Below are 26740 nucleotides of genomic sequence, written 5' to 3' on the forward strand. Positions count from 1 at the left end.
GTAGGAGGGGTTGAGTTCTCGTGAAGCCCATCACCCGTGTCTCTCGGCACTCGAAAGACGTAGCCGGGCTGTCACCATCCGCGCTTCGTCGTCATTTGCGGTCGGAATTACGGTGACAGTGCATTAAATTCCAAAGCCAAAGCACTAGTTGCCCTCGATAGTGCACTGGACTGCACCGCCACCGTAATCTGATGCCGCCGGGCAGCGCGTCGAGCGCGGCCATGATCTTCAGCCGCAGCGGCTGGCGGATGATATCGTCGAGCTCCGCTAGGCGCTCACCTGCGATCGGCTTTTCGCGACGCGAGCAATCGGCTACACGGGAATCGCATTTCCCCCGCGTGCTCGCGAAGCGCTGATCCAACAAGGCCCAGGGATGACTGAAAAGCCGCAGCCGGGCGCGCCCGCCCTCGAAAAAGGGCTGGACCTTCTGGAGGCGCTGGCGGGCGCTGCGCGCGGGATGAGCCAGAAGCAGCTTGCCGAACGCGTCGGGCGCTCCGTCAGCGAGATCTTCCGGATGCTGGTGGCGCTGGAGCGCCGTGGCTATGTCGCGCGCGACCCCGCGACCGGCGAATACACGCTGACGCTGAAGCTGTTCCGGATCGCCTCGCAATTCCCGCCGACCGAGCGGCTGCTGAAGGCGGCGCTGCCGGTGATGGAGCAGCTCGCCTCGCGCGTGCAATTGTCCTGTCATCTCACGGTGCTGCACGGCGAGCAGTTCATGGTGATCGCCCGGATCGAGCCGGAATGGCTGATGGGCTGGTCGGTCAAGGTCGGCGCGGTGTTTCCGCTCACCCAGCAATACGCCTCGGCCAAGGTGCTGGCGGCCTTCCAGCTCGAGGGCCGGCGCGAAGAGCTGGCGCAGGTCATCGCGACCAACGACCGGATCAGCCCGAGGAAGGCGCTTGCGGCGCTCGACCGCATCTCGGCGGAGGGCGGAAACTTCTCCAATGACGACGGCTATACGCGCATCCTGGCCTATAGCTGCCCGATCATCGAAGCCTCCGGCCGCGCGGTGGCCGCGATGACCGTTCCGCTGGTGAAGCAGGAACAAATCCCCGCAACGGAAGCCGGCACCATCGCCGCCGAGCTGCGCAGCGCGGCCAGGATCGTCTCCGAGAAGATCGGCGGCGTTGCCTAGGCGTGATGAGATCGGGTGACTCCCTCTCCCGCTTGGGAGCAGGGCAACCGCGTATGGCTTTTTTGAAAGACCTGAGCACGCGCCTCGCCCTTCGAGACGACCGCTTCGCGGTCCCTCAGGGTGAGGCTAAGCAGCATCGGTGCTCGTTGAAACTGGTGCGACGCACTCGGTCCTCATCCTGAGGGCCCGCCATCGGCGGGCGTCTCGAAGGATGGCCACAGCGAAATCGCTTCCATATGCGATTGCCCTGCGCTCACGGGAGAGGGTGTTTCTGCAATGGGATAGCCCCCTAGAGGAGATAGCCCTCACCCGCGCCTTCGGCGCGACCTCTCCCGCAGGCGGGAGAGGTTGCACCGAACCCGCCGCGATAGCTTCAGCCGAAGCCAACCCGCTCAAACGCGATGCGCGAGCAGATCTTGCCGTCGTGCTCAGCTGCCTTCAGCCCTCTTGTTTCTCTTCTGCGCTTTTTCCATCGGAGCTTTTCGAGCGCTCTTCGAAGCGATCAGCCCCCTTGGCTAGATCGTGCCCCATCTTGCTCTCGTTTTTCGCTTCGTCCCTGGACGCCGCTTCACGCAAGCCTTCGGCGGCCTGTTGCCCTGCCTTTGATGCTTTTCGTTCGTCATCCATTGGTGGCTCCTTCCTGACAAGACGCCTCCCAGGAATCTCGCTGGTCCCGGATTGGACGTACCAGCGTTCCAATGAGATCGCCGAGACATTGTTCCTCGTGCCTTCGACGCTCTTCGTCGAGCCGCGGCACACCAGCCGAACCGCCGCCATCGATGCGCCAGGCGCACTTCGACGGGCCGGTGCTCATCACCCCAGATCGTGAAGCTCCTTGCCGAGCGGCGGCGTCAGCCGGAAATCGGAAAAAGCGACTTCCAATCCCGAACGCTCCGGCGTGCAGGCCATGGGTCCGACAAGATAGGAGGAGCTTTCGGCGAACGGCGCAAGCCGCATCAGGGGCCATGTCTTGCCATCGCTCGATGCCTGCAAACGAAGGACGCCATGCGCAATCGTGACGCGCAGTCGGAAGTCGCTGGGGTCGTGCTCATAGGGGGCTGTCGCCCAGTCCGATTGCCCCGCCGTCAGCACGCTGGACAGCATGGCACGCCCGTCCGAAAACTCTATGCCAGCCTTGAGCCAGCGCCGTTCGTCGATGCGCACCATCAGGCCCGCCTGATCGTAGAGCGCCTTGAAATGACCTCGGACGCGAAGTTCGGCCGTGAACGCGTCTCCCGCCTGGAAAGCGAGGAAGTGTCCGCTGTCGCGGATGAAGCCGTAATGCGTTTCGCGCCAGAAATCGGTGGCCTGGTCCGTTTCCAGCCCGAGGTAGTTGTCCCTTTCGGACCACTTTCTCGGCTCGTTCAACCAAACGCCGCCAGACTGACCAAACATCCTCATGCTCCATCGAACGCCCGTGCACCACCTGAGCACAACTCGTCCGTCCGCGCCCAGGTCCGCCTGGGGGTCACAAGCGGTCACGCCTGGCCGATCGACAGATGTGCGCTTCAATGCTCCGGAGGCGGAGGTGCCTTGATGCGCCCGCGCCTTACGCCAGCGTCGTCCCGCCGTCCACGACCCAGGCCGCACCATTCACGTGCGCGGCCTCGCCGGACGCGAGGAAAGCAACGACGTTCGCGACATCCTGCGGCCGGCCATGCGCCGTCGCACGGCTTTGGCGCAATGCAATGCCGCCGTCGCGCGCCTGGCCTTCCAGTTCGCGGATCATGCGCGACTCGACCGGTCCGGGCAGAACCGCGTTGACCCTGATCCTGGTCCCCGCGACATCGAGCGCCGCCGTGCGTGTCAGCCCGAGCACGGCGTGCTTGGACGCGACATAGCCGGCGAGGCCTGCGCGCCCCCGGATCGCCGAGGTCGATGCGGTGTTGATGATCGCGCCGGTCCCGCGCTGCATCATCCTGGCGAGCACGTGCTTGAGGCCGAGAAACACGCCCTTGACGTTCACCTGCAGCACGCGATCGAACGTTTCGTCGGGATATTCGTGAAGCGGCGCGACGACGCCCTCGATCCCGGCATTGTTGGCGAAGATGCCGATCGGCCCCAAGCGCGTTTCGACCGCCTCGACGAACGCGATCGTATCCGACGCGAGCGAGACATCGGCGCGGATGGCGAGCGCCTTCGCCCCGCCCTCCTCGACCAGTTGCGCGGTGGCGCGTGCGGCCGCCTCGTCGCGGTCGACGATCGCGACCGCGGCGCTCATCCGCGCCAGCTTGAGCGCAATCGCGCGCCCGATATCGCCCCCGCCGCCGGTGACCAGCGCGACCGGCGGCCGGTCAGTGCCGCTCACGACTTGGGGAATTCGCAGCCGCCATCCGCGAGAGGCCGCCAGGCCTCGGCCGGCGCGATGGTCTTGACCAGCTTGTAATAGTCCCAGGGATATTTGGAAGCTTCGGGCGTCTTCACCTCGAACAGGTACATGTTGTGCAGCTTGCGACCGTCGGCGCGCACGCTGCCCTTGCCGAACAGGGGATCGTCGGTCGGCAGCTTCTTCATCTGCTCGACCACCGCCTTGCCGTCGCTGGAGGCGCCGAGCGCATCGACGGCCTTGAGGTAGTGCAGCGTCGTGGCATAGGCGCCCGCGTGCAGCGCGGTGGGATAGCGGCCGTTGTTGCGCGGCGCGAAGCGCTTGGTCCAGGCGCGCGTGTCGTCATTCAGATCCCAGTAGAAGGATTCGGTGAACTGCAGGCCCTGCGCGATCTTCAGGCCGAGCGAATGCACGTCGCTGAGATACAGCACCGTCGCGACGACGCGCTGGCCGCCTTGCGGAATGCCGAACTCGACCGCCTGCTTGATGGAGTTGATGGTGTCGCCGCCGGCATTGATCAACGCGATGATCTCCGCCTTCGACGACTGGGCCTGCAGCAGGAAGGAGGAGAAGTCCTGCGTGTTGATCGGCGTGCGGACCCCGCCGAGAACCTTGCCGCCGGATTTCTGCACGACGTTCTTGATGTCGCCTTCCATGGCATGGCCGAAGGCATAGTCGGCAGTGAGCAGGAACCAGCTCTTGCCGCCGCTCTCGACGACGGCGCGCGCGACGCCCGACGAGAGCGCGTAGGTATCGTAGGTCCAGTGCACGAGATTGGGCGAGCAGGACTTGCCGGTCAGGTCCGACGACGAGGCGCCGGACACCAGCAGCGTCTTGTTGTTCTGCTGCACGATGTTACGGACCGCGAGTGCGACAGCTGAATTCGGCGCGTCGACGATGACATCGACCCCCTGGCGATCGATCCATTCGCGCGCGATGTTGGCGCCGACATCGGCCTTGTTCATGTGATCGCCGCTGATGATCTCGATCGGCCGGGTCATCTTCGGACCGGACGCCTGGAAATCCTCGACCGCCATTTTCGCCGCCAGCAGCGAGCCCGGGCCGGTGACATCGGCATAGAGGCTGGACATGTCCGTCAGCACGCCGATGCGGAGCGGCTTCGTCTCCTGGGCCCGTGCGCCGAGGCCCGTCATGCCCAGCGCCAATCCGCCGGCGCCGGCCAGCAGCCGGCGGCGGCTCACCCGAAATCGTCCTTCCATGTCGAATCCCTCCTTTGCCTCGTGCGTGTTTCTTCCCGCTTCGCCGCCCGCACGTACATCGCGCGCAGGCTGATCTTGTCGTCAGGGAATGAGCCGCTCGATGAGCCGCCGGTCCTCGACCTCGAATCCGCCGCCATAGACCTCCGACACCATGAAATGCGCGCCGAGGATTTCCGGCTCGAGATCGGCAATCGGATCGTACTCGCTGGCGTGCAGCGTCATCGCGGCACGCCCCGGCACCGGCTTCGAGTATTTCAACGGGGTGCGGCGATAGGCGATGTCCGCATAGGCGATGCCGAGCCGCTCGGGATGCGGCAGGCGGCGCACATGGATTTCGCCGGCCGGCAGTTCGTCGCCATCGACGATGCGGACGACGGGTGCTGATGCATCCGGCGTGAAGGCGAAATCGGCCAGCGGAATGCCGCGGCGCCGGACCCATCCGGTGATCGATCCATCGGCGTGCTCGTCGAAGGCGTAGTGCGCGTCCTTCTTGGTGTAGCCGAACACCTCGCGCCCGGCGCAGATCCCCATGGGATCGCTGCAGTACATGAAGATATGCGTCTCGGTGAACAGCCCCTTGTACCGGACCGGCACGGAGATCATCAGATCGAACATCTCGCCCGCGTGGACCGCCAGGGAGTGGCCGGGGGAACGCATAAAGCGGAAGGCGACGCGATCGCTGGCGATCTCGAACGGCGTGTCGGCAAGCAGGGAAGCGACCTTGCCCGGCGCGACGCGGGTCATGATCTCGACAGTCCGCAGGGTGCAGCCCCACTCGACGGGATAGGCCGGTGAATAGGGCGGATTGACCCCGCTGTTCGGCTTGAGCCGGTACTGCGCAAACATGCGTCGAGCTGGATCGGCGGGATCGGCCACGGTCATCGGGTCCGCTTCCTCTCTTTGTTCATATATGATTTTTAACTTTCATATATGAAATACAAGGCGAGTCAAGCAGCCGTCCCCAGAGCGGTTCCGCACTCGTCGAATCGATTGGCGCCGGCTGGCGAAAATCCCTAACGTCGCCCTCAATCCCACAACCCCGAATCGTTTGCCGATGCCGCCTGCGGAACAACTGCTCAACGCGCCTGAATTCACCGTCTCCGAACTGTCGCTGTCCCTGAAGCGGACGGTCGAGGACGCCTTCGGCCATGTCCGGGTCCGCGGCGAGATCTCGGGCTTCCGCGGCGCCCATTCCTCCGGGCATTGCTATTTCGCGCTCAAGGACGAGAGCGCCAAGATCGAGGCGGTGATCTGGAAGGGCGTGCACGGGCGGATGCGCTTCAAGCCCCAGGAGGGGCTCGAGGTGATCGCCACCGGCAAGCTGACGACCTATCCGGGCTCCTCGAAATACCAGATCGTGATCGAGGCGCTGGAGCCGGCCGGCATCGGCGCGCTGATGGCGCTGATGGAGGAGCGCAAGAAGAAGCTGGCCGCGGAAGGGCTGTTCGACGAGGCGCGCAAGCAGCTGCTGCCCTGGCTGCCGGAGGTGATCGGCGTCGTGACCTCGCCGACCGGCGCCGTCATCCGCGACATCCTGCACCGGCTGGAGGACCGCTTTCCCCGCCGCGTGCTGGTGTGGCCGGTGAAGGTGCAGGGCGACGGCTCGGCCGAGCAGGTCGCGGCCGCGATCCGCGGCTTCAACGCGCTGCCCGAAGGCGGCAGGATTCCGCGGCCCGACGTGCTCATCGTCGCGCGCGGCGGCGGCTCGCTGGAGGATCTCTGGTCGTTCAACGAGGAGATCGTGGTACGGGCCGCGGCCGAGAGCATGATCCCGCTGATCTCGGCGGTGGGGCACGAGACCGACATCACGCTGATCGACTTCGTCGCCGACAAGCGCGCGCCGACGCCGACGGCCGCGGCCGAGATGGCGGTGCCGGTGCGCAGCGAATTGTTCGTCGAGGTCGCCGATCTCGGCCGCCGCACCCGCGCGTATTGGCAGCGCGCCCAGGAAAGCCGCCGCAGCGAGCTGCGTGCAGCGGCCCGCGCGCTGCCGGCGGCCGGCGATCTGCTCGCGATCCCGCGGCAGCGGCTGGATTCGGCCGGCGCGTCCCTGCCCCGCTGCCTCAAGGCCAACACGCATGCGCATTTCCGCCGGTTTACCGCGGCGAGTTCGAAGCTGACGCTGCGGGTGCTGCACGGGCAGATCTCGCAGGCCGATCATCGCCTCACGGTTTGCGGCGAGCGGCTTGGTCTCTCCGCGCGCGCGCTGCTGCGACGGCGGCGCGACCGCTTCGCGGGACTGGAGGTGCGCCTGCGCGCCTCCAAGCTTTCCAACGCGCAGGCCCAGCGCAACGCGATTGCCCGCCAGCGCGAGCGCACGCATCGCCTGGCCGAACGCGCGGGGCGCGCGCTGGCGACGCTGCTGCACCGGCTCGACACGCGGGTCGAGAACAGCGGCAAGCTGCTCTCGGCGCTGTCCTATCGCAGCGTGCTCGCGCGCGGCTTCGCGCTGGTGCGCGACGAGGCCGGGCATCCCGTGCATGCGGCTGACGCGATCGGCCCCGGCGCACGGGTCGAGATCGAGTTCGCGGATGGGCGTGTCGGCGCGACCGCGGATGCGGATCGGCCGGCACCGGTCGCCAGGCGCGCGCCGGCGCAGGCGAAGGCGGCGGTGCAGGATGTGAAGACTGCGCCGAAGCGCGTCGCCAAGCCGGTGGACCAGGGCAGCTTGTTCTGAGGCGCGCGCCTCTCTGCTCTCGCGGCATTTTGCGTGCCAGCCCGTCATCCTGAGGTGCGAACCATACGACGCAGCGCGTCGCATGGTGAGCCTCGAAGGATGTACGCCGAGATGCAGCCGAGCCGTCGCCCTTCGAGGCTCGCCGAAGAGGCGAGCACCTCAGGGTGACGGTGACGGACTGGTGCGCCTCAGCGGCAGGACAGTCCCGCGTCGATCGTGGTCCAGAAGCCGCAATGGTCCGCCGCACGCTGCTGGCCGGCGTGGGCCTCGAACAGCAGGATCGCGACGGTGAAGACGATCAGGGCGGAGGCGAAGAGGGTGATGCGGTTGCGCATGACGATTGCGTTGAATCGATATCGTGGTCGAATGATGGCAAGCCCGCTCATCCGCCTCACCGCGCCAGAGGCGTAGCCCGCATGAGCGACTTGTCCGCCGTAGCTCGGTAGAGCGAAGGCGAAAGCGATATGCGGGAACAGTCTTCCCGGGATGTCGCGGCGCTCATCCGGGCTACTGGATCGTCCTCACCGCGCCAGCCAGTCCGCGACGTCCTTCTGCGATTCCGCGCGGGCCTCGGCATCCGTAGGTTCGGCTGATGCATGCAGCTGCGTGCCGGCGCGGTCGAAGTCGTGATCGGCGCCGGGATAGACCACGATGCGCGCCAGCGCGCTGCGGCCGCGCGCGCCATCCACCATCTGGCGGCAGGCCGACGGCGAGGACACGTCGTCATCGGCGCCGATCAAGACCAGCGTCGGCACCCGCGCGCTCCACCCCAAACCCGCCGAAATCCGGCAATCCGGATAGAACGCGATCGCGGCGCGGAAGTCCGGCTCCAGATCGCGGCGCGCGGCTTGCGGACGCACGGCCCAGAGCAGCGCGCTCGCGCCATTGGCCCAGCCGACCAGGCTGACGCGGTCGCGCGCCACGAAAGGCTGCTGCATCAGCCAGGCGCGCGAGGCCGCGATGTCGGCGACACGTTCGCGCCGCATCTTGACGTGCATCTCCTTGACGCGGCATTGCGGACCGAGATCGCGCGAGCCGTAGCTGTCGGGCAGCAGCACGGCATGGCCGGCCTTAAGCAGGCGCTCGGCCCAGGCGCGATAGCGCGGCAGCACGGGATCGGAATGGCTAGCGAGCCCACCGCAGCCATGCAGCGCGATCACCGTCGGAAACGGCCCCTCGCCCGCGGGCTTGTAGAGCTGCGCATGCAGGACGCCCGACGCCAGCGGGATGTCGACCTGCTGCGGCACCGGCGCGGCATGCGCGGCCGGCATCAGCAGCGTCAGGATCAGGGCAGTCAGGCGAAGGCGCATCGGGGTCTGCCGCGAAAGGCGCCGGAACCAGCGCCCGTTCAGCTGAAGAATTATCATGCGGAAACGGCGGCAAAACATCACAAACCGGTGGGTTTAACGGGCGGACAAGCCACCCCATCTATGTTACATCCCGTCCGACACATCGTGCCCTCCAAGGTCCATGGAGCGGCCTTCCGCGGAGACTTTCGACCGTGCTGAACAAGTTCGGCCCCTCGGGCCATGGCGAAGCGCAGGTGCAGTATCTCGACGGCGATTTCCGCGTGATCTCGCCGGGAACCTATGTGCGCTGCGCGATCACCGATGCGCGCATCCCGCTCGACGAATTGAAGTACTGGAGCGTGGATCTGCAGGAGGCCTATGCCACGCCCGCGGCTGTGCTGCAGCGGCACTTTCCGGGCGCGCTCAAGCAGGCGTGATCCCGCAAGCGGTCGTTTCATCGCATTCTCCTGATCGACAGCAGATCGATAGAAGCTTTGCTGTGAATGTCGCCTGAATGGCGAACTGCGTAGGGTGGGTTAGCGGGGCGGATGCGCGAAGCGCATCTGATCGGCGTAACCCACCATGCGTCGGCAAATGCGGGACGAAGATGGTGGGTTACGCCCTGCAACTGCGCTTCGCGCAATTGCAGAGCTAACCCACCCTACGAGATCGACGAGATCATCGCCTCGCGAACAGTCGCTCGCGCGCCTTGTAGAGATGATCGCTGATCAATCGCTCGAGCTGCGCCGGGTCGTCGAACGCGAGCTGGACCGCGAACGGCACGATGTCAGGCAGGCTTGCGCGGCCGCGCAGGCGTGCGAGGTCCTTTTCCGTCGTCACCAGCGTGAGCTGCTCGCGCTCTGCGTCCGCTGTGAGCGCTGCGATCTCGTCGTCCGAGAACATGTGGTGGTCGGCGAAGGCGCGCGTGCGCGCGACGTCGATGCCGCTCGCACGCAAGCTGCGGAAGAAGCGCTCGGGATCGCCGATGCCGGCGAAGGCGAACACCCGCTTGCCGGAGAGCTGCGCGAGCGAGGCCGCATCCGGATTCAAGCGCGCGCGCAGCGCCGGCTTGTTGCGTTTTACGATTTCCGCGGCGACATCGTCGGCGGCATGGCCGTCGCCGATCAGCACCAGCGCGTCCGTGCGCGCGAGCTGCGCCGCGAGCGGCGCGCGCAGGGGGCCCGCGGGAAACACCTGGCCGTTGCCGAGGCCGCGCGCGCTGTCGATCACGATCAGCGAGGCGTCTTTCAGCAGAGCCGGATTCTGGAAACCGTCGTCCATCAGGATCACGGTCGCGCCCTGCGACTTTGCCAGCGCGACGCCGTCGAGGCGATCGCGCGCCACCGCAACCGGGACGTCGCGCGCCATCATCAGCGGCTCGTCGCCGATGTCGGCCGCATCGTGTCGCTCGCGGTCGACCATGACAGGGCCCGCGAGGCGCCCGCCATAGCCGCGGCTGAGCACGACCGGCGTCTCGCCGAGCTCGCGCAAAAGCCTGGTCAGTGCCAGCACGGTCGGCGTCTTGCCGGCGCCGCCGACATGGTAGTTGCCGACGCAGATCACGGGAATGCCGGCGTCGACGCCGTCGCGCTGCATGCGCCATGCGGTGATCGCGCCGTAGAGCGCTCCGAGCGGCCATAACGCGTGGGATTGGAGGGAACGTGGCCGGTACCAGAAGGCCGGCTCACGCATTGGCGGCCCCCATCTCGATCCGCAACTGCAACAGATACGGCTCGAGCGCGGTCATGGTGCGATCGAGCGCACCGCCGAGCTGCTCGACCACGCCCACGCCTGCGCGCTGCATCTTGTCGCGCACGCTCGGCTCGGCCAGCAGCAGGCCGAGCTGCTTGACCAAAGCGTCCTGCGTGTCGGCCTGCCGCGCCCCGCCGCCGGTATCGAGCGCCTCGTAGACGTCAGTGAAGTTGAACACGTGCGGACCATGGACGATCGCGGCGCCGAGCTTGATCGCCTCGATCGGATTCTGCCCGCCATGGGGGATCAGCGATCCACCCATGAACACGATGGGCGAGAGACGATAGAACAGGCCGAGCTCGCCCATGGTGTCGGCGACATAGACGTCGGTCGCAGCCGTCGGCAGCTCCTCGCGCGAGCGCAAGCCGGGCTTCAGACCGGAGGCGGTGACCAGGCCCGCGATCGAGGAGCCGCGATCCGGATGCCGCGGCACGATCACGGTGAGAAGCTGCGGGAAGATCCCGACGAGGCTGCGATGCGCCGCCAGCAGCAGCTCGTCCTCGCCCGGATGGGTCGAGGCGGCGACGACGATGGGGCGTCCGCGCGTCATCGCTATTAGCCGCTCGAGCTTGGCGGGGTCGGCCGGCGGCGCCGGCACGTCGAGCTTGAGATTGCCCGTGGTGACGACGTCGCGGCCGCCGAGCGCGGAAAAGCGCTCGGCGTCCAGCTTCGACTGCGCAAGGCAGATGTCGAAGCGCGACAGCAAGGCCGAGATGGTGCCGTGCATGCGCCGCCAGCGCGGGAAGGAGCGCGGCGACATCCGCCCGTTGATCAGCACCATCGGCAGGCGGCGCGACGCGCCGGCCAGGATCAGGTTCGGCCACAGATCGGATTCGATGAACAGCGCCAGCGACGGCTTCCAATGGTCGAGGAAGCGCGCGACATAGCGCGGCGAGTCGTACGGCACGTATTGATGGATCACGTCGGGCGGAAAGCGTTTTGCCACGACCGCGGCCGAGGTGACGGTCCCCGAGGTCAGCAGGATGCGAAGGTTGAGCTCGCGCAGCCGCTCGATCAGCGCGGCCGCGGCCAGCACCTCGCCGACGCTGGCGCCGTGGATCCAGACCAGCGGGCCATGCGGCCGCACGTCGCGCGACAGCCCCCGCCGCTCGCCGACGCGCGCGGGATCCTCCTTGCCCTGCTTCAGCCGCCGCTTGATCAGCGCGGGCGCGAGCGGCACGAGGCCGCTAGCCAGGCGCCGGTACATCCGCAGCGTGATCGGCAACGCAATGGGAAGCGATTTAGACATCTTCCGGCCCCGGGCGGCCGAGCTGCTGATAGGCGCGCCGGGTCGCCTCGTTCAACGTATCCTCCAGCTCCTGCCGCAACGCTTCCATCGCGGCGGCATCCGCATCCGAGGGCACGTGGATTTCCTTGATGCCGACCAATGCGCCCCGCCCGAACGGCAGGTTGATGGTGGTGCGGTCCCAGTTCCTGAGCCGGACGAAGCGGCTGGTCGCCATCGCGAAAGGCATGATCGGCCGTCCCGATTCCCGTGCCAGCATGATAATGCCGAGCCCCGCCACGCGCGAGCGCTTGGGAACGTCGGCGGTCAGCGCGACATTACAGCCGGCCTGCAGCGTCCGCACCATTTCCTTGAAGGCACCCACACCGCCCTTGCGATGGAACGCCCCGCCATGGTCGCCGGAGCCGCGGATGGTTCCGATGCCGAGCCGTTCGGCCGCGATCGCGTTGAACTCGCCGTCGCGATGGCGGGAGATCAGCACCTTGGCGCGATAGGAGGCCTTGTCCTGGTTCTTGATGAAGGGCGTGAGGAAATGCTGGCCGTGCCAGAACGCGAAGATCGCAGGGAGCTGCGGCTCGACGCGCTCGTAGACCTCGGGCGGATCGAACCTGAAGCGGTTGGTCCGCCAGACCAGACGCAGATATTCGGCCGCCAGGACCCCGACGGCACGCTGAAACCAGCTGCTTCGCAGCGTATTGCGAAGCAGTTTCTTCAACGCGCCGGTTCTTGGTTCGGATCGAGCAGCCGGTGGAGGTGGACGATGAAGTAGCGCATCTGCGCGTTGTCGACCGTGCTCTGCGCCTTGGCGCGCCAGGCGGCGTGGGCGGCGGCATAGTTCGGATAGAGGCCGACGACCTCGACGTCGTCGAGGTTCTTGAAGGTGTTGCCCTTGAGATCGACGAGCTCACCGCCGATGACGAGGTGGAGCAGTTGTTGCGGGGCGCTATCTGGCATGGGTTCTCTTCCTAACGGGCTGCCCGGCAAAGCAGTGTCCGACAAGCACGACGGAGCGCTTCAGGCCAGGGACCGGTTTCGAAAATGCGCGACAATGCCCGCATGCCGATCGTGTCCCGCCGCCACCAGCACCCCGTGCGTCACTTCCCGGCGGTTATAGAGGATGGGTTCTCCGGAGAGGTCGCTCATCCTACCATCCGCTTCCTGCACGATCAAATCGGCCGCCGCAAGATCCCAATCATGGCTGTTGCCGCCCGCAAAGGCCGCATCCAGCGCGCCATGGGCGACCCGGCACAGCCGCAGCGCCAGCGAACCGATTCGCCGGTGCAGCTTGATCACGCCGAGCGACGGCTTCAGCCGCTCGACCAGCGGCTTCGGGCCGGCGACGCGGGCGAAGTCGAGCTCGGATCCGCGCGTCGCGCGCACCGGCTTGTCGTTGAGCGTCGTGCCCTGGCCCCGCGCGGCGAAAAAGAACTCCTCGCTCGCCGGGGCGAACACCGCGGCCAGCACCGGCGAGGCATCCGCAACCAGCGCGACACTGACGCACCATTCGTCATGGCCGCCGAGATAGTTGCGGGTGCCGTCGATGGGATCGACGATCCAGGTTAGCCGCCGCGACAGCCGGCCCGCGTCGTCGGCGCTCTCCTCGGACAGCCAGCCGTAATCGGGGGTCGCAGCCCGCAGGCGCGCTTCGAGCAGGTCGTTGACGGCGATGTCGGCCTCCGACACCGGCGAGGACGCGCCCTTGGTCCACTTTCTCAGCTCGGTCCGGAACATCGATTGCGCCAGCGCGCCGGCGTCCCGCACCGTCTCCTTCAGCAGCGCCGCATCGCGCGCCAGGATGGTCGCGTCCAGGGGTTGCGCGTCAGCGTCCGCCAAGCGTCAAGCCCTCGATGCGCACCGTCGGCGCATTGATGCCGTAGCGGAATTCGAGATTGTTCGCGGGCTGCATCGACTTGAAGATCTCGAACAGATGGCCGGCGATCGTGACCTCGCTGACGGGATAGGTGATCTCGCCGTTCTCGATCCAGAAACCGGAGGCGCCGCGGCTGTAATCGCCGGTGACGCCGTTGACGCCGGAGCCGATCAGATCGGTGACGTAGAAGCCCTGTTTGATATCCGAGATCAATTCGGCCGGCGTCGGCGTGCCCGGCTCGAGATGCAGATTGTACGGCCCGGGCGAGGGCGAGGACGAGACGCCGCGATGGGCATGGCCGGTGGTGGCGAGGCCGAGCTCGCGCGCGGTGGCGCAGTCGAGCAGCCAGGTCGTCAGCACGCCCTCGTCGACCAGCGCGGTCCGCTTCACTGCGACGCCTTCGGCGTCGAAGGTCTGCGAGCGCAGGCCGCGCTTGCGCAAGGGATCGTCGACGATGCGGATGTTCTTGGCGAACAGAGGCTGGCCGAGCTTGTCTTTCAGGAAGCTGGTCTTGCGCGCGATCGAGGCGCCGTTGATGGCGCCGACGAGATGGCCGACCAGCGAGCCCGCGACGCGCGGATCGAACACGACCGGCACCTTGCAGGTCTCGACCTTGCGCGGATTGTAGCGCGCGACGGTGCGCTCGCCGGCGGAGCGGCCGACGGTTTCCGGCGACAGCAGATCGGCGCCATGCGGCGCCGAGGTAAAGTCGTAATCGCGCTCCATGCCGGTGCCTTCGCCCGAGATGGCGGTAGCGGAGATGCCCTGGCTGGAGCGCAGGTAAGAGCCGTGGAAGCCGGTCGAGGTGACGAGCACCATGCCGCCGATGCCGGCGGAGGCGGACGCGCCGCCGGATTTGGTCACGCCCTTGACGGCGAGCGCCGCAGCTTCGGCCGCGAGCGCGCGGCGCTCGAGCTCAGCGGTCGTGGGCAGGTCGGGATCGAGCAGGTCGAGATCGGGGAAGTCGCGCGCGAGCAGCGCGGGATCGGCGAGACCGACATATTTGTCGTCGGGCGCCACGCGCGCCATCGCGACCGCACGCTCGGCGAGCTTGGTGACGGCATCGCCGCTGACGTCGTTCGTCGAGACCACCGCCTGGCGCTGGCCGACCAGCACCCGCAGGCCGACGTCGTCGCCTTCGGAGCGCTCGGATTCCTCGACGCGGCCGTCGCGGACCTCGACGCCTTGCGAGACACCGCGCACCGCGACCGCGTCGGCCGCATCGGCGCCGGCGCGCTTGGCCGCCTCGACCAGCCGCTGCGCGAGATCGGAGAGCGCGGACTGATCCAACAGGTCGCGATGGGCTGTGTTCGAGCTTGCGAATGGGGAAGAGTTCACGAACGAAATCCTGTTGGGGCGGGGGTCGGGACCGGAACCCACAGATGTGCCCTGATGGCGCGGACTTCAAGCATTTTCGGCCCGCAGAAGCTCAGATTCGCGACGTCGGCGCAACGTCTCGTCAATCATGCGCGCCAAGGTCTTGTCAATCATGAGGAGCAGTGACGGTGGGTTAACCAGCCTTTTTAAGCGGTTTCGGAACGGGCCGCGCTAAGGTCCTCGCATCGACCGGGAACATAATCCCGGCGGGGAGAACCAAGCCGTGAGGCGTCAAACAGCAACATGCGGGGCCAATCCCGCCGGGTCGAGCCGCTCGCTGCGGCTCGACCCTCTTTCCCTACCGGTCCGCTTCGACGCGCATGATCCGCGCGCCGACGGATATACGCGGCAGATCGAGCTTCATCGCGAACGCGTCGTGCTGCGCCGTGCCGTGCGCGGCATGAGGATGGCGATCAACGTGCGTGTCGCCGACTTCACCGGCGTCGCCTTGCGCGGCGGCGACGAAGCGCAGACGCTCGTGCTCGTGCATCGCGATCCCTCGCTCTCCGTCCCGCTGCTGGTCGGAGCCGATGCCGACGAAATCGCGCAGGCCTGGGCGATCTGGAGCGAGATCTTCGCGCTGCCGCAGCTCGACGAAGGCGCGCGCAAGCCCGCGCCGCGCCGCCGCCGCGCCAATGCGATCCGCGCCCGCCGCCCGAAATTTTTGATGCGCCGGCGCGTAGCGATGGCGCGCGAGCTGCCGGTTCATATGGGCGAGCTCGAGATCATCGCGCGGAATTAAGCGGCCATCACAGGTGCCGTAGGGTGGGCAAAGCGAAGCGTGCCCACTTTATTTTATCAATCATTGAGAGATGGCGGGCACGGCGCAAGAGCGCCTTTGCCCACCCTACGCCATCTACCAATTACGCCGTCCGCATCACGGCATCCACCAGCAATCCCGCAAACAGCAGCAAACCTGCATCACGGTTCGACTTGAACAGGCGCAGGCACAGTTCGGGATTCTCGATCCGCAAGCGTGCGATCTGCCAGGCCAGATGCCCGGCGAAGGCGGCAAGGCCGAGCCAGGCCGGCCAGCGCGCATCGGCCGAGGCCAGCGCGACGCCGATCAGCATCACCGCGAGCCCGTAGAACAGGACCAGCGCCTGGTGCGTGTGAGCACCGAACAGGCGCGCGGTGGACCTGATGCCGATCAGGGCGTCGTCCTCGGCGTCCTGATGCGCGTAGATCGTGTCGTAGCCGATCACCCAGGAAATCGCACCGGCATAGAGCACGAGCGCGGTGATATCGATGCGTCCGAAGGTAACGGCAAATCCCATCAGGGCGCCCCAGGAGAAGGCCAGCCCGAGCACGATCTGCGGCCACCAGGTGATGCGCTTCATGAAGGGATAGGCCGCGACGATCACGAGCGAGGCGATGCCGGTCAGGACCGCGAATCGGTTAAACTGCAACAGCACCACGAGGCCGATCAGCGCCTGCGCGACCATGAAGACCAGCGCCTGCTTCGTGGTCACCTGCCCTGACGGCAGCGGCCGCGAGCGAGTACGCTCGACCTTGTCGTCGAGGTCGCGGTCGGTGATGTCGTTCCAGGTGCAGCCCGCCCCGCGCATCACGAAAGCGCCGACGAAGAACAGCACGATGGTGAGCGGTAGGGCGCGGACGTCATGCGCCATGCCGCTCGCGAGCGCAGCCGACCACCAACACGGCATCAACAGAAGCCAGGAGCCGATCGGACGGTCGAAGCGGGAGAGGCGCAAATAGGGCCGCGCCCATGGCGGGGCCAGCGTATCGACCCAGTTGCCGGTGGAATCGGCAACGCGGGCGGATGTGTCGCTCATCGGGTCAGGACGTTGCCGTTGAGCGTATCGAAGGTGCTGCCGCCCTTCTTGCCGACATTGGCCTCAGGCGCCGATCCCGATCCCAGCACCTCGCTGAGCGACGGGCCTGCGGGGCGCGCCTGCTGTTGCTGCATCTGCATTGCAACGTTACAGACCTTCGCCGCCATGGCCTCGGTGTTCTTGTGGCCGTCCTTCATCTGCGCGCCGACCTGCGGCGGGATTCCGCATTTGGCGGAGTTCGCCTCGATGTATTTGATCATCTTGGTCTCGGCCTGACTGAAATTGCGGATCAGCTTGCAGGCCTCGTCCGGCGGCGCGTGACGGTCGCTCGCAGCCTTGATCAGCTTGCCGCGCTTCTCGGCCTCCTCGCGCAGCGGAACGAAGGCCTTCATGCAGTCCTCGCCGGGACCGGCTTGCGTCGGCGGCGCGGCGCTGAAAGCGCCCGCACCGCCGACGGGGGCCGCGCCATTGACCGGAAAGGACGATTGCGGCGCCGCGCCGACCGAAGCGGCCGGGGCCGAACCGTTGACCGGAGGGAACGGGGAATTGGTGGCAGCCTGGTTGGGCAGCGGCGCCGGGAATGCGCTTTGCGCACAGGCGCCGGCTGCGCCCATCGTGACCATTGCGGCAGTGACAGGAACCATCAAATGACGGATCATCAAATTGGTCTCTCCGGCAGAAGCTTACGGGGCTCAGGGCTTCCAAATTGAAGCGCAACCAGCGTGTTCGCGTTTTTACGATTCCCGCCGGCGCTTAACAACCCGTGGAATAGGGCGAGAGCGCGGCGCTGGGACGCACCAGCCTGGCAATATTTACCCCCGAAATGGCGCCTTTCGGTTAAGAACGGCCGGCAATCGGACCCCCAAGCGATGCCTTCCCACGATTTTCGTGCCCCCCGCCTGTTCGTTGACGCCCCCCTGGCCCAGGACGCAAGGGTGCCGCTCGACCGCGACCAGGGCAATTATCTCGGCAATGTGCTGCGGCTGGCCGCAGGGGCCGAGGTCCTCGCCTTCAATGGCCGCGATGGAGAGTGGCAGGCCGCCATCGAGGGCCGCAAACGGCCGGACGGCCTCGTCATCCTCCAGCAGACCCGCCCGCAGGACCGGCTTGCCGACCTCACCTACGTTTTCGCCCCGCTCAAGCATGCCCGGCTGGACTACATGGTGCAGAAAGCCATCGAGATGGGGGCCGCCGCGCTTCAGCCGGTCGTCACCCGGTTCACCCAGGCCTCCCGCGTCAACACCGAGCGGATGCGCGCCAATGTCGTCGAGGCCGCCGAGCAGTGCGGCATCCTCAGCATCGCGACCGTGGCCGAGCCGGTACCGCTGGCGCGGTATCTCAGCCAGCGCCCTCAGGACCGCCTGCTGATCTTTTGCGACGAGGCGGCGGAGATCCAGGATCCCGTCGAGAGCCTGCGCGGCGCGAGCGAGGCCGTCAAAGGTATCGACGTGTTGATCGGCCCCGAAGGCGGCTTTGCCGAGGAAGAACGGGCCCTATTGCTGCGGCAGCCCAATATCCTGAGGCTGGCGCTGGGCCCACGAATCATGCGGGCCGACACCGCCGCAGTGGCCGCCCTGGCGCTGGTGCAGGCGGTGCTGGGCGATTGGCGCGGCGGCGGCGGTTAGCTCGCTTCCCGCACCGCGCGGTGCAGCGTTTCGGATGGCAGCTCCCCGAAGGCCGCCCTGTAACTCGCGGCGAACTCGCTCAGATGCCAGAAGCCGTTTGCGATCGCGCAGGCCTTCACGCTGCGCTGCCCCGGTCCGCTGCGTAGCTGCTTGCGCACCGACCAGAGTCGCAGAATTCGGCTGTAGCGGTGCGGGCTCATGCCGCAGATGGCCTGTGTCGCGCTCTGTAGCGTGCGAACGGACACGCCCACCTGCTTGGCCATCTCGGTCGTCTTGTGCCAGACGCTCAGATCTTGCCGGATCAGCCTTTCCATGTCCGCGACGATCCGCCGGTAGCCATCCGTCACGGACGACACCGGGCCGCCACTCTCTCCGGTGCGCAGCGCAGCTTCCATCGCGCCGAGCAGGGACTGCTCGACGGCGGTCAGCGACATCGGCTGGTTCAGGAAGTCCGGATCATGAGCCGCGATTTCCAGCGTCACCGAGACGAGATGGCGCAGCGAGGCGAGTGCGTCCGCAGCCGGGTTCACCAGATGATAGCCATCCGTCAGTTGCACCCACGGCTCGCGTTGCGGCGGAGCGAAATACACGACAGCCATCAGGCGCCCCTCAGGCTCATACACCACGCAATCAGAGGTGCCCTTCAGTACGACGATAGAACTGCCCATCGATTGGCCGTTGATGCGGGCCGAGGTCACGTGATCCATCGGCACCACGACGGCGGCGGCATCCGTCAATTGATAGCCGCGAACGATCCTCGGGAAGCTCTTCACCAGCGAGAGAGTGAGGGTCGGCAGGCTCAGTCGAGCCCGCATGATTGCCGTCGCCCCGCCCGACAACGGCATGCTGGACGCGCCGGCATATCTCTCGGTCTCGCCGAAATGGTCGATGTCATATGCCTCGAGCTCGAGGGCCGACGACGGCTTGAGCTTCTGGAAGGACATGAAGCGGTCCGTCGCCAGCTCGCGCGCTCCGTCGCGCGCAGTATCGAGATGGCCTTGATCCATGTGGTGTCGCTTACTTTGCCTTCCTTGCGGACGCCGCGCCCCTGGCGGTGCGCAGATCATCCGGCCCGCTAATGCCGGCACGCCTGAGATCGCGAAGCAACTTCGTGAGCAACAGCATGTTGGTCTTCTGAAGTTCGTGGTTGTTTCCAAACCTGAATGCGTTCTGCTCGGTCACGATGAGTCCTGCCTTGGTCTCGGCAAGGATCTTCCGCCTCTTCAGTCCCGTCACGCGGCGGCGAACCGTCTCCAGCGGCAGGCTGAGGAAGCGGGAGAGTGCGGCGCGCGAGACCCCCTGCTTGATCACATCCGGCTCGACGGCATGAATGCTCGAAAATCTCTCGTCCAACGCCGGATCGTTCATCACGTGGATGACATTGGCATTCAGGACCGCATGAATGATCAGAAGGTCCAGCGGATCGAATTCGTCGTAGTGCCGGAACAACTCGCTCATCGAGAACAGCATGTAAGCCAGCGTGTGCCGCGAGACGGTCCGGATAATATCTGAAGCATTGCGCATGAATCGAAACCAGTATTGATCTTGTAAACGATGGCCACGGCGAGCGGATCATCGGCCATACCCAAAATGAGTATGGGGCGACTTGCCTGTGGTTCTCAATTTTTCATTGTGACGCTCGGCGGCCATGAGCCCTCATGCGCCGACGGCTTCCGCGACGTCAGCGCTTCGATGATGCGGGCGACATCGACGTGGCGATCGCGATGGAAGACACGATTATGAATGACGATGTTCTGCCGGGCGCGAGGCAATGCGAGGAGCTGCGGCTCATCAAAGCATTTCTCCGCCTCACCGATTCCGGCGGACGGAAGAGGGTGCTCGAACTGGCCGAGCAACTGGCAGAGGACGCGGAGTGCACCGCGCCAGGGTCGGTGCTTGCCGTGACCGTCACACCATCGGTCGACCCGGCCAGGACTTCCCTCCCCTGGCCGAATGAAATGTCTGGCGAACAAAGCCAGCCCAATTAGGGGTATTATGGTACTTTGGTCTCAAGTCAGAGCGTGACCTGTTTCCCTGCCCTGTCGCAGGCGGCCCACGCTCCCGGTTCGTTAAGCGATTGATCCTTTGGAGGTCGAAACCCCTTTCGGGCCATGCTAAGGGCTGCGCCAATTCGCCTCCTGCCCCTGCCCGGTTCCGCCGGGACGATGGACCCCTCTATGACCGCCACTGCCACCTCAAATGCTGCCGGCTCCGCCGCCTGGGCGGATACGCTGCTCTTGTCGTTCGCGCAGGCCGGCTATGTCAGGGCCGAGCCCGCCATCCTGCAACCGGCTGAGCCGTTCCTGGACCTCTCCGGCGAAGACATCCGCAAGAGCCTGTACCTCACCACCGACCTCTCCGGCGAGGAGCTCTGTCTGCGTCCGGACCTGACCATCCCCGTGGCGCGCGATTACCTGGCCTCCAGCCGCGCCGGCCAGCCGGCCGGGTTCAGCTATCTCGGCCCGGTGTTTCGCTACCGCAGCGGCCGGGCCAGCGAATTCCTGCAAGCCGGGATCGAATCATTCGGCCGCCAGGACCGCGCCGCGGCCGATGCCGAGATGCTGGCGCTGGCGCTGGAGGCGACGAGCGCCTTCGGCGTCCGCGATGTCGAGATCCGCACCGGCGATGTCGGGCTGTTCAACTCCCTGCTCGACGCCCTCAACCTCTATCCGGTGTGGCGCCGCCGCCTGGTCAAGGATTTCAACCGCAAGATCAGCCTGGAGCAGGACCTGGAGCGGCTGGCGGCTGCGACGACCGCGACCCGCAGCGAGTATGAGGGCGTGCTCGCCGCGCTCGCCGGCTCCGACCGCAAGGCGGCGCTGGCCTTCGTCACCGACCTGATGTCGATCGCCGGCACCACCAATGTCGGCGGCCGCACCACCGCCGAGATCGCCGATCGCTTCCTCGAGCAATCGACCCTGAAGGGCGGCGCGCTGCCGCGCGAAGCCATCGTTGTGCTCAGGCGCTTCCTGTCGATATCAGGCAATCCCGACGATGCCATTGCCGAGCTGCGCAGGCTCACCACTGACGCCAAACTCGACCTTGCTGCGGCGATCGACCAGTTCGAAAGCCGGGTCGGCTTCATGGCCGCGCGCGGCATCGACGTGAAGCAGACGCGCTTCTCGACCGCCTTCGGTCGCGGGCTCGATTATTACACCGGCTTCGAATTCGAGCTGCATCACAGGGGCAACGGCACCGAGCCGCTGGTCGCCGGCGGCCGCTATGACCGACTGATGACCCAACTCGGATCGGTGGAGCCAATTCCCGCGGTCGGCTTCTCGGTCTGGGTGGACGCGCTGAACCGGATCGGCCGCAAGGTGGGAGCTCAAGCATGAGCGCGCCGTTCGTTCTGGCCGTTCCCTCCAAGGGCCGCCTGCAGGAGAATACCGAGGCCTTCTTCGCCCGTGCCGGTCTCAAGCTGTCGAAGGCGGGGGGCGCCCGCGATTATCGCGGCATCATTGCGGGCCTCGACAATGTCGAGGTCGCCTACCTCTCGGCGAGCGAGATTGCCGCGCAGCTGTCGCGCGGCTTCGCGCATCTCGGCGTCACCGGCGAGGATCTGGTGCGCGAGAACATCGCCGATCCAGACAAGCGGGTGTCGCTGATCGAGGGGCTCGGCTTCGGCTATGCCGACGTCGTGGTCGCAGTGCCGCAGGCCTGGATCGACGTCCGCACCATGGCCGATCTCGACGACGTCACCACCGGCTTCCGCGAGCAGCATCACATGCGGATGCGGGTCGCGACCAAGTTCGTCAACCTCACCCGCGGATTCTTCCAGGCCCACGGCATCACCGATTACCGCATCGTCGAAAGCGCCGGCGCGACCGAGGGCGCGCCTGCCGCCGGCAGCGCCGAGCTGATCGTCGATATCACCACCACGGGCGCGACGCTGGCCGCCAACGGCCTGCGGGTGCTCGACGACGGCGTGATCCTGCGCAGCCAGGCCAATTTGGTGGCCTCCAAGGAAGCCGACTGGTCGCCGCAGGCGCGCGAGACCGCGCGCGTCATCCTCGATCACATCGCGGCACGGGCGCGCGCCAACAAGTACCGCGAGGTCCGCACCCGCTTCCGGCAATGCGATGCCGCCCTGCTCGGCGAGGCGCACAGCCGGTTCGGCGTCGAAGCTCCGTTCGGCGGGCCGACCTCGTCAGGCATGCTGACGTTGCACTGCCCGCCGGGGCAGCTCTATGCGCTGGCGAGCTTCCTGCGCGAACATGGCGCCGAGACCGTGTCGGTGGTCTCGCTCGACTACGTGTTCGACCGGGAAAACCCGCTGTTCGCCAAGCTCGAGGCGTTCCTGCGGCGGTGATCCCCGGTTTTGTTCAGCGTAGCGACAGCAAACGGCAGCTACCATATGCGGTTGAGAAGACCCAAACACCTCTGGAACCTTGATCGATGACGCTGGGCTCTGACGTATCCGGCATGACGACCACCGCAGCCAGCGCAGCCGCGAAGGGGCTGTCGATCGTCGTCCCCGTCTACAACGAGGCGGCCGGCCTCGCCGGCCTGCATCAGCGCATCTGCGATCTCGCAAGGACCCTGCGACAGCGCTATCGCCTGCCTTGCGAGGTCGTCTATGTCGACGACGGCAGCAAGGATGCGACGCTGGCGATCGCGCGTTCGCTGCCGGCCGAGGCGATCGACGTCCAGGTGGTGTCGCTGTCGCGCAATTTCGGCAAGGAGGCCGCGCTGATGGCGGGCCTCGACCACGCCCGGCTCGGCGCCGTCATGTTCATGGACGGCGACGGCCAGCATCCGCCGGCGCTCGTCGAGCAGCTGGTGCGGCACTGGATCGAGGACGGCTATGACGTCGTCTATACCGCCAAGGCGCATCGCGACAACGAGCCCTTCCTGCGAAGGGTCGCGGTGCACGGCTTCTACGCGCTGATCAATTGGGGCGCCCGCCAGAAGATTCCCGAGGATGCCGGCGACTTCCGCCTGCTCTCGCCGCGCGCGGTCGCCGCACTCCGGCAGCTGCCGGAACGCAACCGCTTCTTCAAGGGCCTCGCCAGCTGGATCGGCTTCCGCCAGATCCGTGTGGACTACGAGCCGGCGGAGCGCGCGCATGGCGTCACCACCTTCAATGCCGCGAGCCTGCTCGGCCTCTCGATCGAGGGCCTGACCTCGTTCTCGGTGGCGCCGCTCCGCTTCGCCAGCCTGTTCGGCGTCATTCTCGCAGGCGGTGCCTTCCTGTTCGGCCTTTCGATCCTCTGGGAGGTGTTCACGACCGGCAAGCAGGTGCCCGGCTATCCCTCGCTCGTGATCGGCCTGATGACGATCGGCGGCGTGCAGCTCATCATGATCGGAATCGTCGGCGAATATATCGGCAAGATCCTGTCCGAGCTGAAGGCGCGGCCGATCTATTTCGTCGCCGAGCACAGCGAAAAGCTATCTGAAGCCAGCAAGGGCGACGACGCGGCGAGCAGGACGGCGGCCGAATGAGTGCGGCCGCGCCGCCGCGACAAATCTGGCTCTGCGCCGACGATTACGGCATCAGCCCGGGCGTCAACCGCGCCATCCGCGACCTGATCGAACGCGGCCGCCTCAACGCCACCTCGGTAATGATGGTGGGTCCTGCGATCGCGCGTAGCGAGATCGAGGCGCTGCAGGCTTCGACAAGGCAAAGCCCGCGCTGCGCGATCGGCTTGCATGTGACGCTGTCGGCGCCGTTCCGCCCCCTGACCATGCACTACCGTCCTCTGGACGGCGACATGTTCATGCCGTTTCCAAAACTGCTGCGTGCTGGACTGATGCGCCGGCTCGACCGTGAGTTCATCCGCAACGAGGTCAAGGCGCAGCTCGCCGCGTTCATGAACGCGTTCGGGCGCGCCCCCGACTTCGCCGACGGTCATCAGCATGTGCAGCTTTTCCCGCAGGTGCGCGACGGCTTCGTCGATGCGGTGGTCGAGCTTGCGCCAAACGCCTGGGTGCGCCAAGGCGGGCGCAATCTTCCGCTGAGGCGGCGGCTGGCCTCCCCCAAAGCCCTGGTGCTCGATGGTCTCAGCGCGCAATTCCGCCGCCGCGCCGGCGGCGCCGGCCTCGGCTTCAACCCCGGATTCGCCGGCGCCTATGATTTTACGCGCGCCGCCGATTTCGGCGCGCTGATGCGGCAATTCCTGGAAGGGCTCCCCGACGGCGGCCTCGTGATGTGCCATCCCGGCTTCGTCGACGACGTTCTCACCGGCCTCGATCCCATGACCGACGTGCGCGAGCGCGAACATGCCTATCTCGCCGGGGATGCTTTCCCGCGCCTGCTGGCGGACAGCAACGTGACACTGGGATGAAGCCGGCGAAAGCGGACCGGGAGGCAGCTTGTCGCATACTGAAATTTAATCCGGCCAGGACTGTTGGGGCCACAATGGAACCCTACATCTCCCCTCGCGCTTGTTTCGCGCGAAGGAGAAAGATCATGACGCCGCAGGAACGCCAGCTCGTCGACGACCTTTTTGACCGGCTTTCCAAGCTGGAGAACGCACCGCGCGATCCCGATGCGGTCGCTGCGATCTCCGACGGACTGCGAAAGGCGCCCGGCGCCGTCTATGCGCTGGTGCAGACCACGCTGTTGCAGGACGAAGCCCTGAAGCGAGCCCACAATCGCATCCAGGAGCTCGAATCCGCCCAGTCGCCCGAGCCCGCCCAGGCCGGCGGCTTCCTCGACACCATGCGGGAGTCCCTGTTCGGCGGGGGCCCGGCGCGTGGCTCGGTGCCGAACGTGCCGCCGCGGGAGTCGCGGCCGGCGTGGAACACCGGTCAGGCGATGCAGACTCAGCCGGGCTTCGGCGCGCCGCCTTACGGACAGGGTCCGGGGCAAGGCTACGGCGCCCCGCCTGCGGGCGGCGGTGGCGGCTCGTTCCTGGGCACCGCCGCGGCGGCCGCGGCCGGCGTCGTCGGCGGCTCGCTGCTGCTCTCCAGCATTCGCGGCATGATGGGCGGCGGATCGCACCAGCAAGGCTTCGGCGACGGCAATTCGCTCGGCGATCGCAGCGCCGGTGGAAGCCCCTGGGGCGGCAGCGGCGACCAGTCCGGCGGATCGCTCTCGCGCGATGCGGGCCTCAACGACATCGGATCGAACCGGGATTCCCGCCAGGGCTTTCTCGACCAGGCCTCGAACGACGACCGCACCAACAATGACCAGAACTACGACGATCATGACGACCACGTCGACATGGCCGACGACAGCGACTTCGGCGATGACGACGGCGGCAGCGATTACGCGTAAATCTGCCCAGCGCATGATGGAAAAACGGCCGCCCACGAGGCGGCCGTCTTCATTTCGTAGCTCAGGCGGTCACATCACCACGACCTTGGTGCCGACATTCACCCGGCCGTAGAGGTCGATGACGTCCTCGTTCCGCATGCGGATGCAGCCGGAGGAGACGTTGGTGCCGATGGTCCAGGGCTCGTTGGAGCCGTGAATGCGGTAGAGCGTCGATCCCAGATACATCGCGCGGGCGCCGAGCGGGTTTTCCGGTCCGCCCTCCATGTGCCGGGGGAGATCGGGGCGGCGCGCGAGCATTTCGGCCGGCGGCGTCCAGGCCGGCCATTCGCGCTTGGCTGTGATCGATTTCACGCCGGACCAGGTGAAGCCGGGACGCCCCACACCGATGCCGTAGCGCAACGCCCGGCCGTTGCCCTCGACGAGATAGAGGAACTTGTTCGGCGTATCGACCACGATCGTGCCGGGAATTTCCTTGCCGTTATAGTCAACGAGTTGTTTCTCGAATTTCGGGTCGAACGGACGCTGCCGCGCACCGACCGGCTCCTGCTCGAGCGCACCTTGCTGATAGCCGCCTTGCTGATACCCCCCCTGCATCTGCGGCTCGCCCATCGGCGGCAGGCGGCGCTGATCGTAATAGCCCGGCTGCTGCTGATACACCGGCCGCTCGGGCGCATAGGCCGGACCGCGGCCGGGACCGTCGCCGAACAGAAACTCGATGAAGCCGCCGCCCATGTTGGAGTTGGAAGCGACGCGCACCGGCGCCGGCGGCACGCGCGGCTGGTAGAGCACCGCAGGCGGATCGTTCGGCACCGTATTGTCGAAAGCCGCGGCGCGATCAGCGCCGGCCATGAAGGTGCAAGCGCTGCCGAGCAGCGCGACAGACATTTTCTTGAACATCGACGTACTCTGTACTGTTTCGTCTAGATCACATGCATCGTGGAGCCGGTCGTGATCCGCGCCCGCGACGTGGTCAATAAAGAGCAAAAGCCGTTTTGTTTGGTAAACGCAGACCCCGTTCCGATTCACCACGTCGCGAGCGCGCCTGCAATTTGGCGATCAGCGTTTATTTTCGATGAATGCCACGCGGTGATGGTTAATCGCTTCCTTGCGCCGCGTCGCGTGCAGCCGATCGGCAGTTCCCGCTGTGAACTTCGTGTTAAATCCGTTCTGCCTACAAATACGCGTGAGTGAGGTGGGGGGAGTAT

30 protein-coding genes are annotated in these 26740 nt (G+C 66.4%); 12 read left to right on the plus strand and 18 right to left on the minus strand.

What is annotated here, in order from left to right; all coding sequences use genetic code 11:
* Window positions 1-373: 373 nt before the first annotated feature.
* Window positions 374-1138, plus strand: coding sequence for an IclR family transcriptional regulator (locus AC3WLX_RS31020; RefSeq protein ID WP_492338785.1), 765 nt, complete (start codon window positions 374-376; stop codon window positions 1136-1138).
* A gap of 438 nt (window positions 1139-1576) precedes the next feature.
* Here the strand turns inward: AC3WLX_RS31020 and AC3WLX_RS31025 are convergent, their stop codons facing one another.
* The 5 genes from AC3WLX_RS31025 to AC3WLX_RS31045 all read right to left on the minus strand — a co-directional run bounded on the left by AC3WLX_RS31025 (window position 1577) and on the right by AC3WLX_RS31045 (window position 5566).
* On the minus strand, window positions 1577-1765 hold the full coding sequence (locus AC3WLX_RS31025) for a hypothetical protein (RefSeq protein ID WP_492338786.1): 189 nt from the start codon (window positions 1763-1765) through the stop codon (window positions 1577-1579).
* 186 nt (window positions 1766-1951) lie between these two features.
* Window positions 1952-2533 (minus strand): DUF1349 domain-containing protein, encoded by a 582-nt coding sequence (locus tag AC3WLX_RS31030; RefSeq protein ID WP_492338891.1) that lies wholly within the window; start codon window positions 2531-2533, stop codon window positions 1952-1954.
* A 154-nt stretch (window positions 2534-2687) separates the two neighbouring features.
* Window positions 2688-3446, minus strand: a complete 759-nt coding sequence (locus AC3WLX_RS31035; protein WP_492338787.1) for an SDR family NAD(P)-dependent oxidoreductase — start codon at window positions 3444-3446, stop codon at window positions 2688-2690.
* Complete coding sequence (locus tag AC3WLX_RS31040) at window positions 3443-4618, minus strand: ABC transporter substrate-binding protein (protein WP_492338892.1); 1176 nt, start codon at window positions 4616-4618, stop codon at window positions 3443-3445. Before AC3WLX_RS31040 ends, AC3WLX_RS31035 begins: the two co-directional genes overlap by 4 nt.
* A 147-nt stretch (window positions 4619-4765) precedes the next feature.
* Window positions 4766-5566 carry an acetoacetate decarboxylase family protein gene (locus tag AC3WLX_RS31045; protein WP_492338788.1) on the minus strand — a complete coding sequence of 267 codons (801 nt, stop codon included), beginning with the start codon at window positions 5564-5566 and terminating at the stop codon, window positions 4766-4768.
* Window positions 5567-5738: 172 nt separating this feature from the next.
* Here AC3WLX_RS31045 and xseA point away from each other — a divergent pair, with 172 nt between their 5' ends.
* Complete coding sequence (gene xseA, locus AC3WLX_RS31050) at window positions 5739-7361, plus strand: exodeoxyribonuclease VII large subunit (protein WP_492338789.1); 1623 nt, start codon at window positions 5739-5741, stop codon at window positions 7359-7361.
* A gap of 188 nt (window positions 7362-7549) precedes the next feature.
* Here the strand turns inward: xseA and AC3WLX_RS31055 are convergent, their stop codons facing one another.
* Together AC3WLX_RS31055 and AC3WLX_RS31060 are read right to left on the minus strand one after the other, a co-directional pair.
* Window positions 7550-7747, minus strand: a complete 198-nt coding sequence (locus AC3WLX_RS31055; RefSeq protein WP_492338790.1) for a hypothetical protein — start codon at window positions 7745-7747, stop codon at window positions 7550-7552.
* Window positions 7748-7882: 135 nt separating this feature from the next.
* A complete protein-coding gene (locus tag AC3WLX_RS31060; protein WP_492338791.1) occupies window positions 7883-8671 on the minus strand; it encodes a dienelactone hydrolase family protein in 789 nt (262 codons plus the stop codon).
* A 191-nt stretch (window positions 8672-8862) separates the two neighbouring features.
* Between AC3WLX_RS31060 and AC3WLX_RS31065 the strand changes: the two genes are divergently transcribed.
* Window positions 8863-9087, plus strand: coding sequence for a DUF2093 domain-containing protein (locus AC3WLX_RS31065; RefSeq protein ID WP_291630104.1), 225 nt, complete (start codon window positions 8863-8865; stop codon window positions 9085-9087).
* A gap of 241 nt (window positions 9088-9328) precedes the next feature.
* Here AC3WLX_RS31065 and lpxK read toward each other — a convergent pair whose 3' ends face one another.
* The 6 genes from lpxK to AC3WLX_RS31095 are packed head-to-tail and all read right to left on the minus strand — an operon-like array spanning window position 9329 to window position 14856.
* Window positions 9329-10342 carry a tetraacyldisaccharide 4'-kinase gene (lpxK, locus tag AC3WLX_RS31070; protein ID WP_492338792.1) on the minus strand — a complete coding sequence of 338 codons (1014 nt, stop codon included), beginning with the start codon at window positions 10340-10342 and terminating at the stop codon, window positions 9329-9331.
* Complete coding sequence (locus tag AC3WLX_RS31075) at window positions 10335-11651, minus strand: 3-deoxy-D-manno-octulosonic acid transferase (RefSeq protein ID WP_492338793.1); 1317 nt, start codon at window positions 11649-11651, stop codon at window positions 10335-10337. The genes lpxK and AC3WLX_RS31075 overlap by 8 nt, the downstream gene beginning before the upstream one ends.
* On the minus strand, window positions 11644-12363 hold the full coding sequence (locus AC3WLX_RS31080; RefSeq protein WP_492338794.1) for a lysophospholipid acyltransferase family protein: 720 nt from the start codon (window positions 12361-12363) through the stop codon (window positions 11644-11646). Before AC3WLX_RS31080 ends, AC3WLX_RS31075 begins: the two co-directional genes overlap by 8 nt.
* The gene (locus AC3WLX_RS31085) at window positions 12360-12602 is read right to left on the minus strand and encodes a DUF4170 domain-containing protein (RefSeq protein WP_492338795.1); all 243 of its coding nucleotides are present in this window, start codon (window positions 12600-12602) and stop codon (window positions 12360-12362) included. The genes AC3WLX_RS31080 and AC3WLX_RS31085 overlap by 4 nt, the downstream gene beginning before the upstream one ends.
* Window positions 12603-12662: 60 nt before the next feature.
* Window positions 12663-13481, minus strand: a complete 819-nt coding sequence (locus AC3WLX_RS31090) for a 3'(2'),5'-bisphosphate nucleotidase CysQ (protein ID WP_492338796.1) — start codon at window positions 13479-13481, stop codon at window positions 12663-12665.
* Window positions 13468-14856 (minus strand): TldD/PmbA family protein, encoded by a 1389-nt coding sequence (locus AC3WLX_RS31095; RefSeq protein WP_492338797.1) that lies wholly within the window; start codon window positions 14854-14856, stop codon window positions 13468-13470. Before AC3WLX_RS31095 ends, AC3WLX_RS31090 begins: the two co-directional genes overlap by 14 nt.
* A gap of 262 nt (window positions 14857-15118) precedes the next feature.
* Between AC3WLX_RS31095 and AC3WLX_RS31100 the strand changes: the two genes are divergently transcribed.
* Window positions 15119-15637, plus strand: coding sequence for a DUF6101 family protein (locus AC3WLX_RS31100; RefSeq protein ID WP_492338798.1), 519 nt, complete (start codon window positions 15119-15121; stop codon window positions 15635-15637).
* A 121-nt stretch (window positions 15638-15758) separates the two neighbouring features.
* Here the strand turns inward: AC3WLX_RS31100 and ubiA are convergent, their stop codons facing one another.
* Both ubiA and AC3WLX_RS31110 read right to left on the minus strand, forming a co-directional pair.
* Window positions 15759-16691 carry a 4-hydroxybenzoate octaprenyltransferase gene (gene ubiA, locus AC3WLX_RS31105; protein WP_492338799.1) on the minus strand — a complete coding sequence of 311 codons (933 nt, stop codon included), beginning with the start codon at window positions 16689-16691 and terminating at the stop codon, window positions 15759-15761.
* Window positions 16688-17350 carry a hypothetical protein gene (locus tag AC3WLX_RS31110; protein ID WP_492338800.1) on the minus strand — a complete coding sequence of 221 codons (663 nt, stop codon included), beginning with the start codon at window positions 17348-17350 and terminating at the stop codon, window positions 16688-16690. Before AC3WLX_RS31110 ends, ubiA begins: the two co-directional genes overlap by 4 nt.
* A gap of 210 nt (window positions 17351-17560) precedes the next feature.
* On the opposite strand from AC3WLX_RS31110, the gene AC3WLX_RS31115 reads away from it, so the two are divergent.
* Window positions 17561-18316 (plus strand): 16S rRNA (uracil(1498)-N(3))-methyltransferase, encoded by a 756-nt coding sequence (locus AC3WLX_RS31115; protein WP_492338801.1) that lies wholly within the window; start codon window positions 17561-17563, stop codon window positions 18314-18316.
* On the opposite strand, the gene AC3WLX_RS31120 is transcribed toward AC3WLX_RS31115, so the two are convergent.
* Window positions 18313-19323, minus strand: coding sequence for a helix-turn-helix domain-containing protein (locus AC3WLX_RS31120; protein WP_492338802.1), 1011 nt, complete (start codon window positions 19321-19323; stop codon window positions 18313-18315). The genes AC3WLX_RS31115 and AC3WLX_RS31120 overlap by 4 nt on opposite strands.
* 10 nt (window positions 19324-19333) lie before the next feature.
* The gene (locus AC3WLX_RS31125; RefSeq protein ID WP_492338803.1) at window positions 19334-19840 is read right to left on the minus strand and encodes a hypothetical protein; all 507 of its coding nucleotides are present in this window, start codon (window positions 19838-19840) and stop codon (window positions 19334-19336) included.
* Window positions 19841-19974: 134 nt separating this feature from the next.
* On the opposite strand from AC3WLX_RS31125, the gene AC3WLX_RS31130 reads away from it, so the two are divergent.
* The 6 genes from AC3WLX_RS31130 (at window position 19975) to AC3WLX_RS31155 (ending at window position 25535) form a co-directional block, all read left to right on the plus strand.
* On the plus strand, window positions 19975-20304 hold the full coding sequence (locus AC3WLX_RS31130; protein ID WP_492338804.1) for a hypothetical protein: 330 nt from the start codon (window positions 19975-19977) through the stop codon (window positions 20302-20304).
* 189 nt (window positions 20305-20493) lie between these two features.
* Complete coding sequence (locus AC3WLX_RS31135; protein WP_492338805.1) at window positions 20494-21651, plus strand: ATP phosphoribosyltransferase regulatory subunit; 1158 nt, start codon at window positions 20494-20496, stop codon at window positions 21649-21651.
* Window positions 21648-22625: an ATP phosphoribosyltransferase gene (hisG, locus tag AC3WLX_RS31140; RefSeq protein ID WP_492338806.1), complete on the plus strand. Its 978-nt coding sequence runs from the start codon at window positions 21648-21650 to the stop codon at window positions 22623-22625. The genes AC3WLX_RS31135 and hisG overlap by 4 nt, the downstream gene beginning before the upstream one ends.
* A gap of 86 nt (window positions 22626-22711) precedes the next feature.
* Window positions 22712-23758, plus strand: coding sequence for a glycosyltransferase family 2 protein (locus AC3WLX_RS31145; protein WP_492338807.1), 1047 nt, complete (start codon window positions 22712-22714; stop codon window positions 23756-23758).
* Complete coding sequence (locus tag AC3WLX_RS31150; RefSeq protein ID WP_492338808.1) at window positions 23755-24600, plus strand: ChbG/HpnK family deacetylase; 846 nt, start codon at window positions 23755-23757, stop codon at window positions 24598-24600. The genes AC3WLX_RS31145 and AC3WLX_RS31150 overlap by 4 nt, the downstream gene beginning before the upstream one ends.
* Window positions 24601-24725: 125 nt before the next feature.
* Window positions 24726-25535, plus strand: coding sequence for a DUF2076 domain-containing protein (locus AC3WLX_RS31155; protein WP_492338809.1), 810 nt, complete (start codon window positions 24726-24728; stop codon window positions 25533-25535).
* Between the two features lie 69 nt (window positions 25536-25604).
* On the opposite strand, the gene AC3WLX_RS31160 is transcribed toward AC3WLX_RS31155, so the two are convergent.
* Window positions 25605-26432 (minus strand): L,D-transpeptidase, encoded by an 828-nt coding sequence (locus AC3WLX_RS31160; RefSeq protein WP_492338810.1) that lies wholly within the window; start codon window positions 26430-26432, stop codon window positions 25605-25607.
* A gap of 51 nt (window positions 26433-26483) precedes the next feature.
* On the opposite strand from AC3WLX_RS31160, the gene AC3WLX_RS31165 reads away from it, so the two are divergent.
* Window positions 26484-26726 (plus strand): hypothetical protein, encoded by a 243-nt coding sequence (locus AC3WLX_RS31165; protein ID WP_492338811.1) that lies wholly within the window; start codon window positions 26484-26486, stop codon window positions 26724-26726.
* Window positions 26727-26740 lie beyond the last annotated feature (14 nt).

This window comes from Bradyrhizobium sp. FW305-F6, assembly GCF_058782905.1.

Bases quoted from the DNA above. Each gene is read 5' to 3' on its own strand.
- AC3WLX_RS31150 (WP_492338808.1), top strand. From the start codon at position 23,755: ATGAGTGCGGCCGCGCCGCCGCGACAAATCTGGCTCTGCGCCGACGAT.
- AC3WLX_RS31020 (WP_492338785.1), top strand. From the start codon at position 374: ATGACTGAAAAGCCGCAGCCGGGCGCGCCCGCCCTCGAAAAAGGGCTG.
- xseA (WP_492338789.1), top strand. From the start codon at position 5,739: ATGCCGCCTGCGGAACAACTGCTCAACGCGCCTGAATTCACCGTCTCC.
- AC3WLX_RS31145 (WP_492338807.1), top strand. From the start codon at position 22,712: ATGACGCTGGGCTCTGACGTATCCGGCATGACGACCACCGCAGCCAGC.
- ubiA (WP_492338799.1), bottom strand. From the start codon at position 16,691: ATGAGCGACACATCCGCCCGCGTTGCCGATTCCACCGGCAACTGGGTC.
- AC3WLX_RS31110 (WP_492338800.1), bottom strand. From the start codon at position 17,350: ATGATCCGTCATTTGATGGTTCCTGTCACTGCCGCAATGGTCACGATG.
- AC3WLX_RS31040 (WP_492338892.1), bottom strand. From the start codon at position 4,618: ATGACGGGCCTCGGCGCACGGGCCCAGGAGACGAAGCCGCTCCGCATC.
- AC3WLX_RS31030 (WP_492338891.1), bottom strand. From the start codon at position 2,533: ATGTTTGGTCAGTCTGGCGGCGTTTGGTTGAACGAGCCGAGAAAGTGG.
- AC3WLX_RS31120 (WP_492338802.1), bottom strand. From the start codon at position 19,323: ATGGATCAAGGCCATCTCGATACTGCGCGCGACGGAGCGCGCGAGCTG.
- AC3WLX_RS31155 (WP_492338809.1), top strand. From the start codon at position 24,726: ATGACGCCGCAGGAACGCCAGCTCGTCGACGACCTTTTTGACCGGCTT.
- AC3WLX_RS31125 (WP_492338803.1), bottom strand. From the start codon at position 19,840: ATGCGCAATGCTTCAGATATTATCCGGACCGTCTCGCGGCACACGCTG.
- AC3WLX_RS31045 (WP_492338788.1), bottom strand. From the start codon at position 5,566: ATGACCGTGGCCGATCCCGCCGATCCAGCTCGACGCATGTTTGCGCAG.
- lpxK (WP_492338792.1), bottom strand. From the start codon at position 10,342: ATGCGTGAGCCGGCCTTCTGGTACCGGCCACGTTCCCTCCAATCCCAC.
- AC3WLX_RS31160 (WP_492338810.1), bottom strand. From the start codon at position 26,432: ATGTTCAAGAAAATGTCTGTCGCGCTGCTCGGCAGCGCTTGCACCTTC.
- hisG (WP_492338806.1), top strand. From the start codon at position 21,648: ATGAGCGCGCCGTTCGTTCTGGCCGTTCCCTCCAAGGGCCGCCTGCAG.
- AC3WLX_RS31085 (WP_492338795.1), bottom strand. From the start codon at position 12,602: ATGCCAGATAGCGCCCCGCAACAACTGCTCCACCTCGTCATCGGCGGT.
- AC3WLX_RS31060 (WP_492338791.1), bottom strand. From the start codon at position 8,671: ATGCGCCTTCGCCTGACTGCCCTGATCCTGACGCTGCTGATGCCGGCC.
- AC3WLX_RS31115 (WP_492338801.1), top strand. From the start codon at position 17,561: ATGCCTTCCCACGATTTTCGTGCCCCCCGCCTGTTCGTTGACGCCCCC.
- AC3WLX_RS31135 (WP_492338805.1), top strand. From the start codon at position 20,494: ATGACCGCCACTGCCACCTCAAATGCTGCCGGCTCCGCCGCCTGGGCG.
- AC3WLX_RS31130 (WP_492338804.1), top strand. From the start codon at position 19,975: ATGCGCCGACGGCTTCCGCGACGTCAGCGCTTCGATGATGCGGGCGAC.
- AC3WLX_RS31075 (WP_492338793.1), bottom strand. From the start codon at position 11,651: ATGTCTAAATCGCTTCCCATTGCGTTGCCGATCACGCTGCGGATGTAC.
- AC3WLX_RS31055 (WP_492338790.1), bottom strand. From the start codon at position 7,747: ATGAGCGGGCTTGCCATCATTCGACCACGATATCGATTCAACGCAATC.
- AC3WLX_RS31025 (WP_492338786.1), bottom strand. From the start codon at position 1,765: ATGGATGACGAACGAAAAGCATCAAAGGCAGGGCAACAGGCCGCCGAA.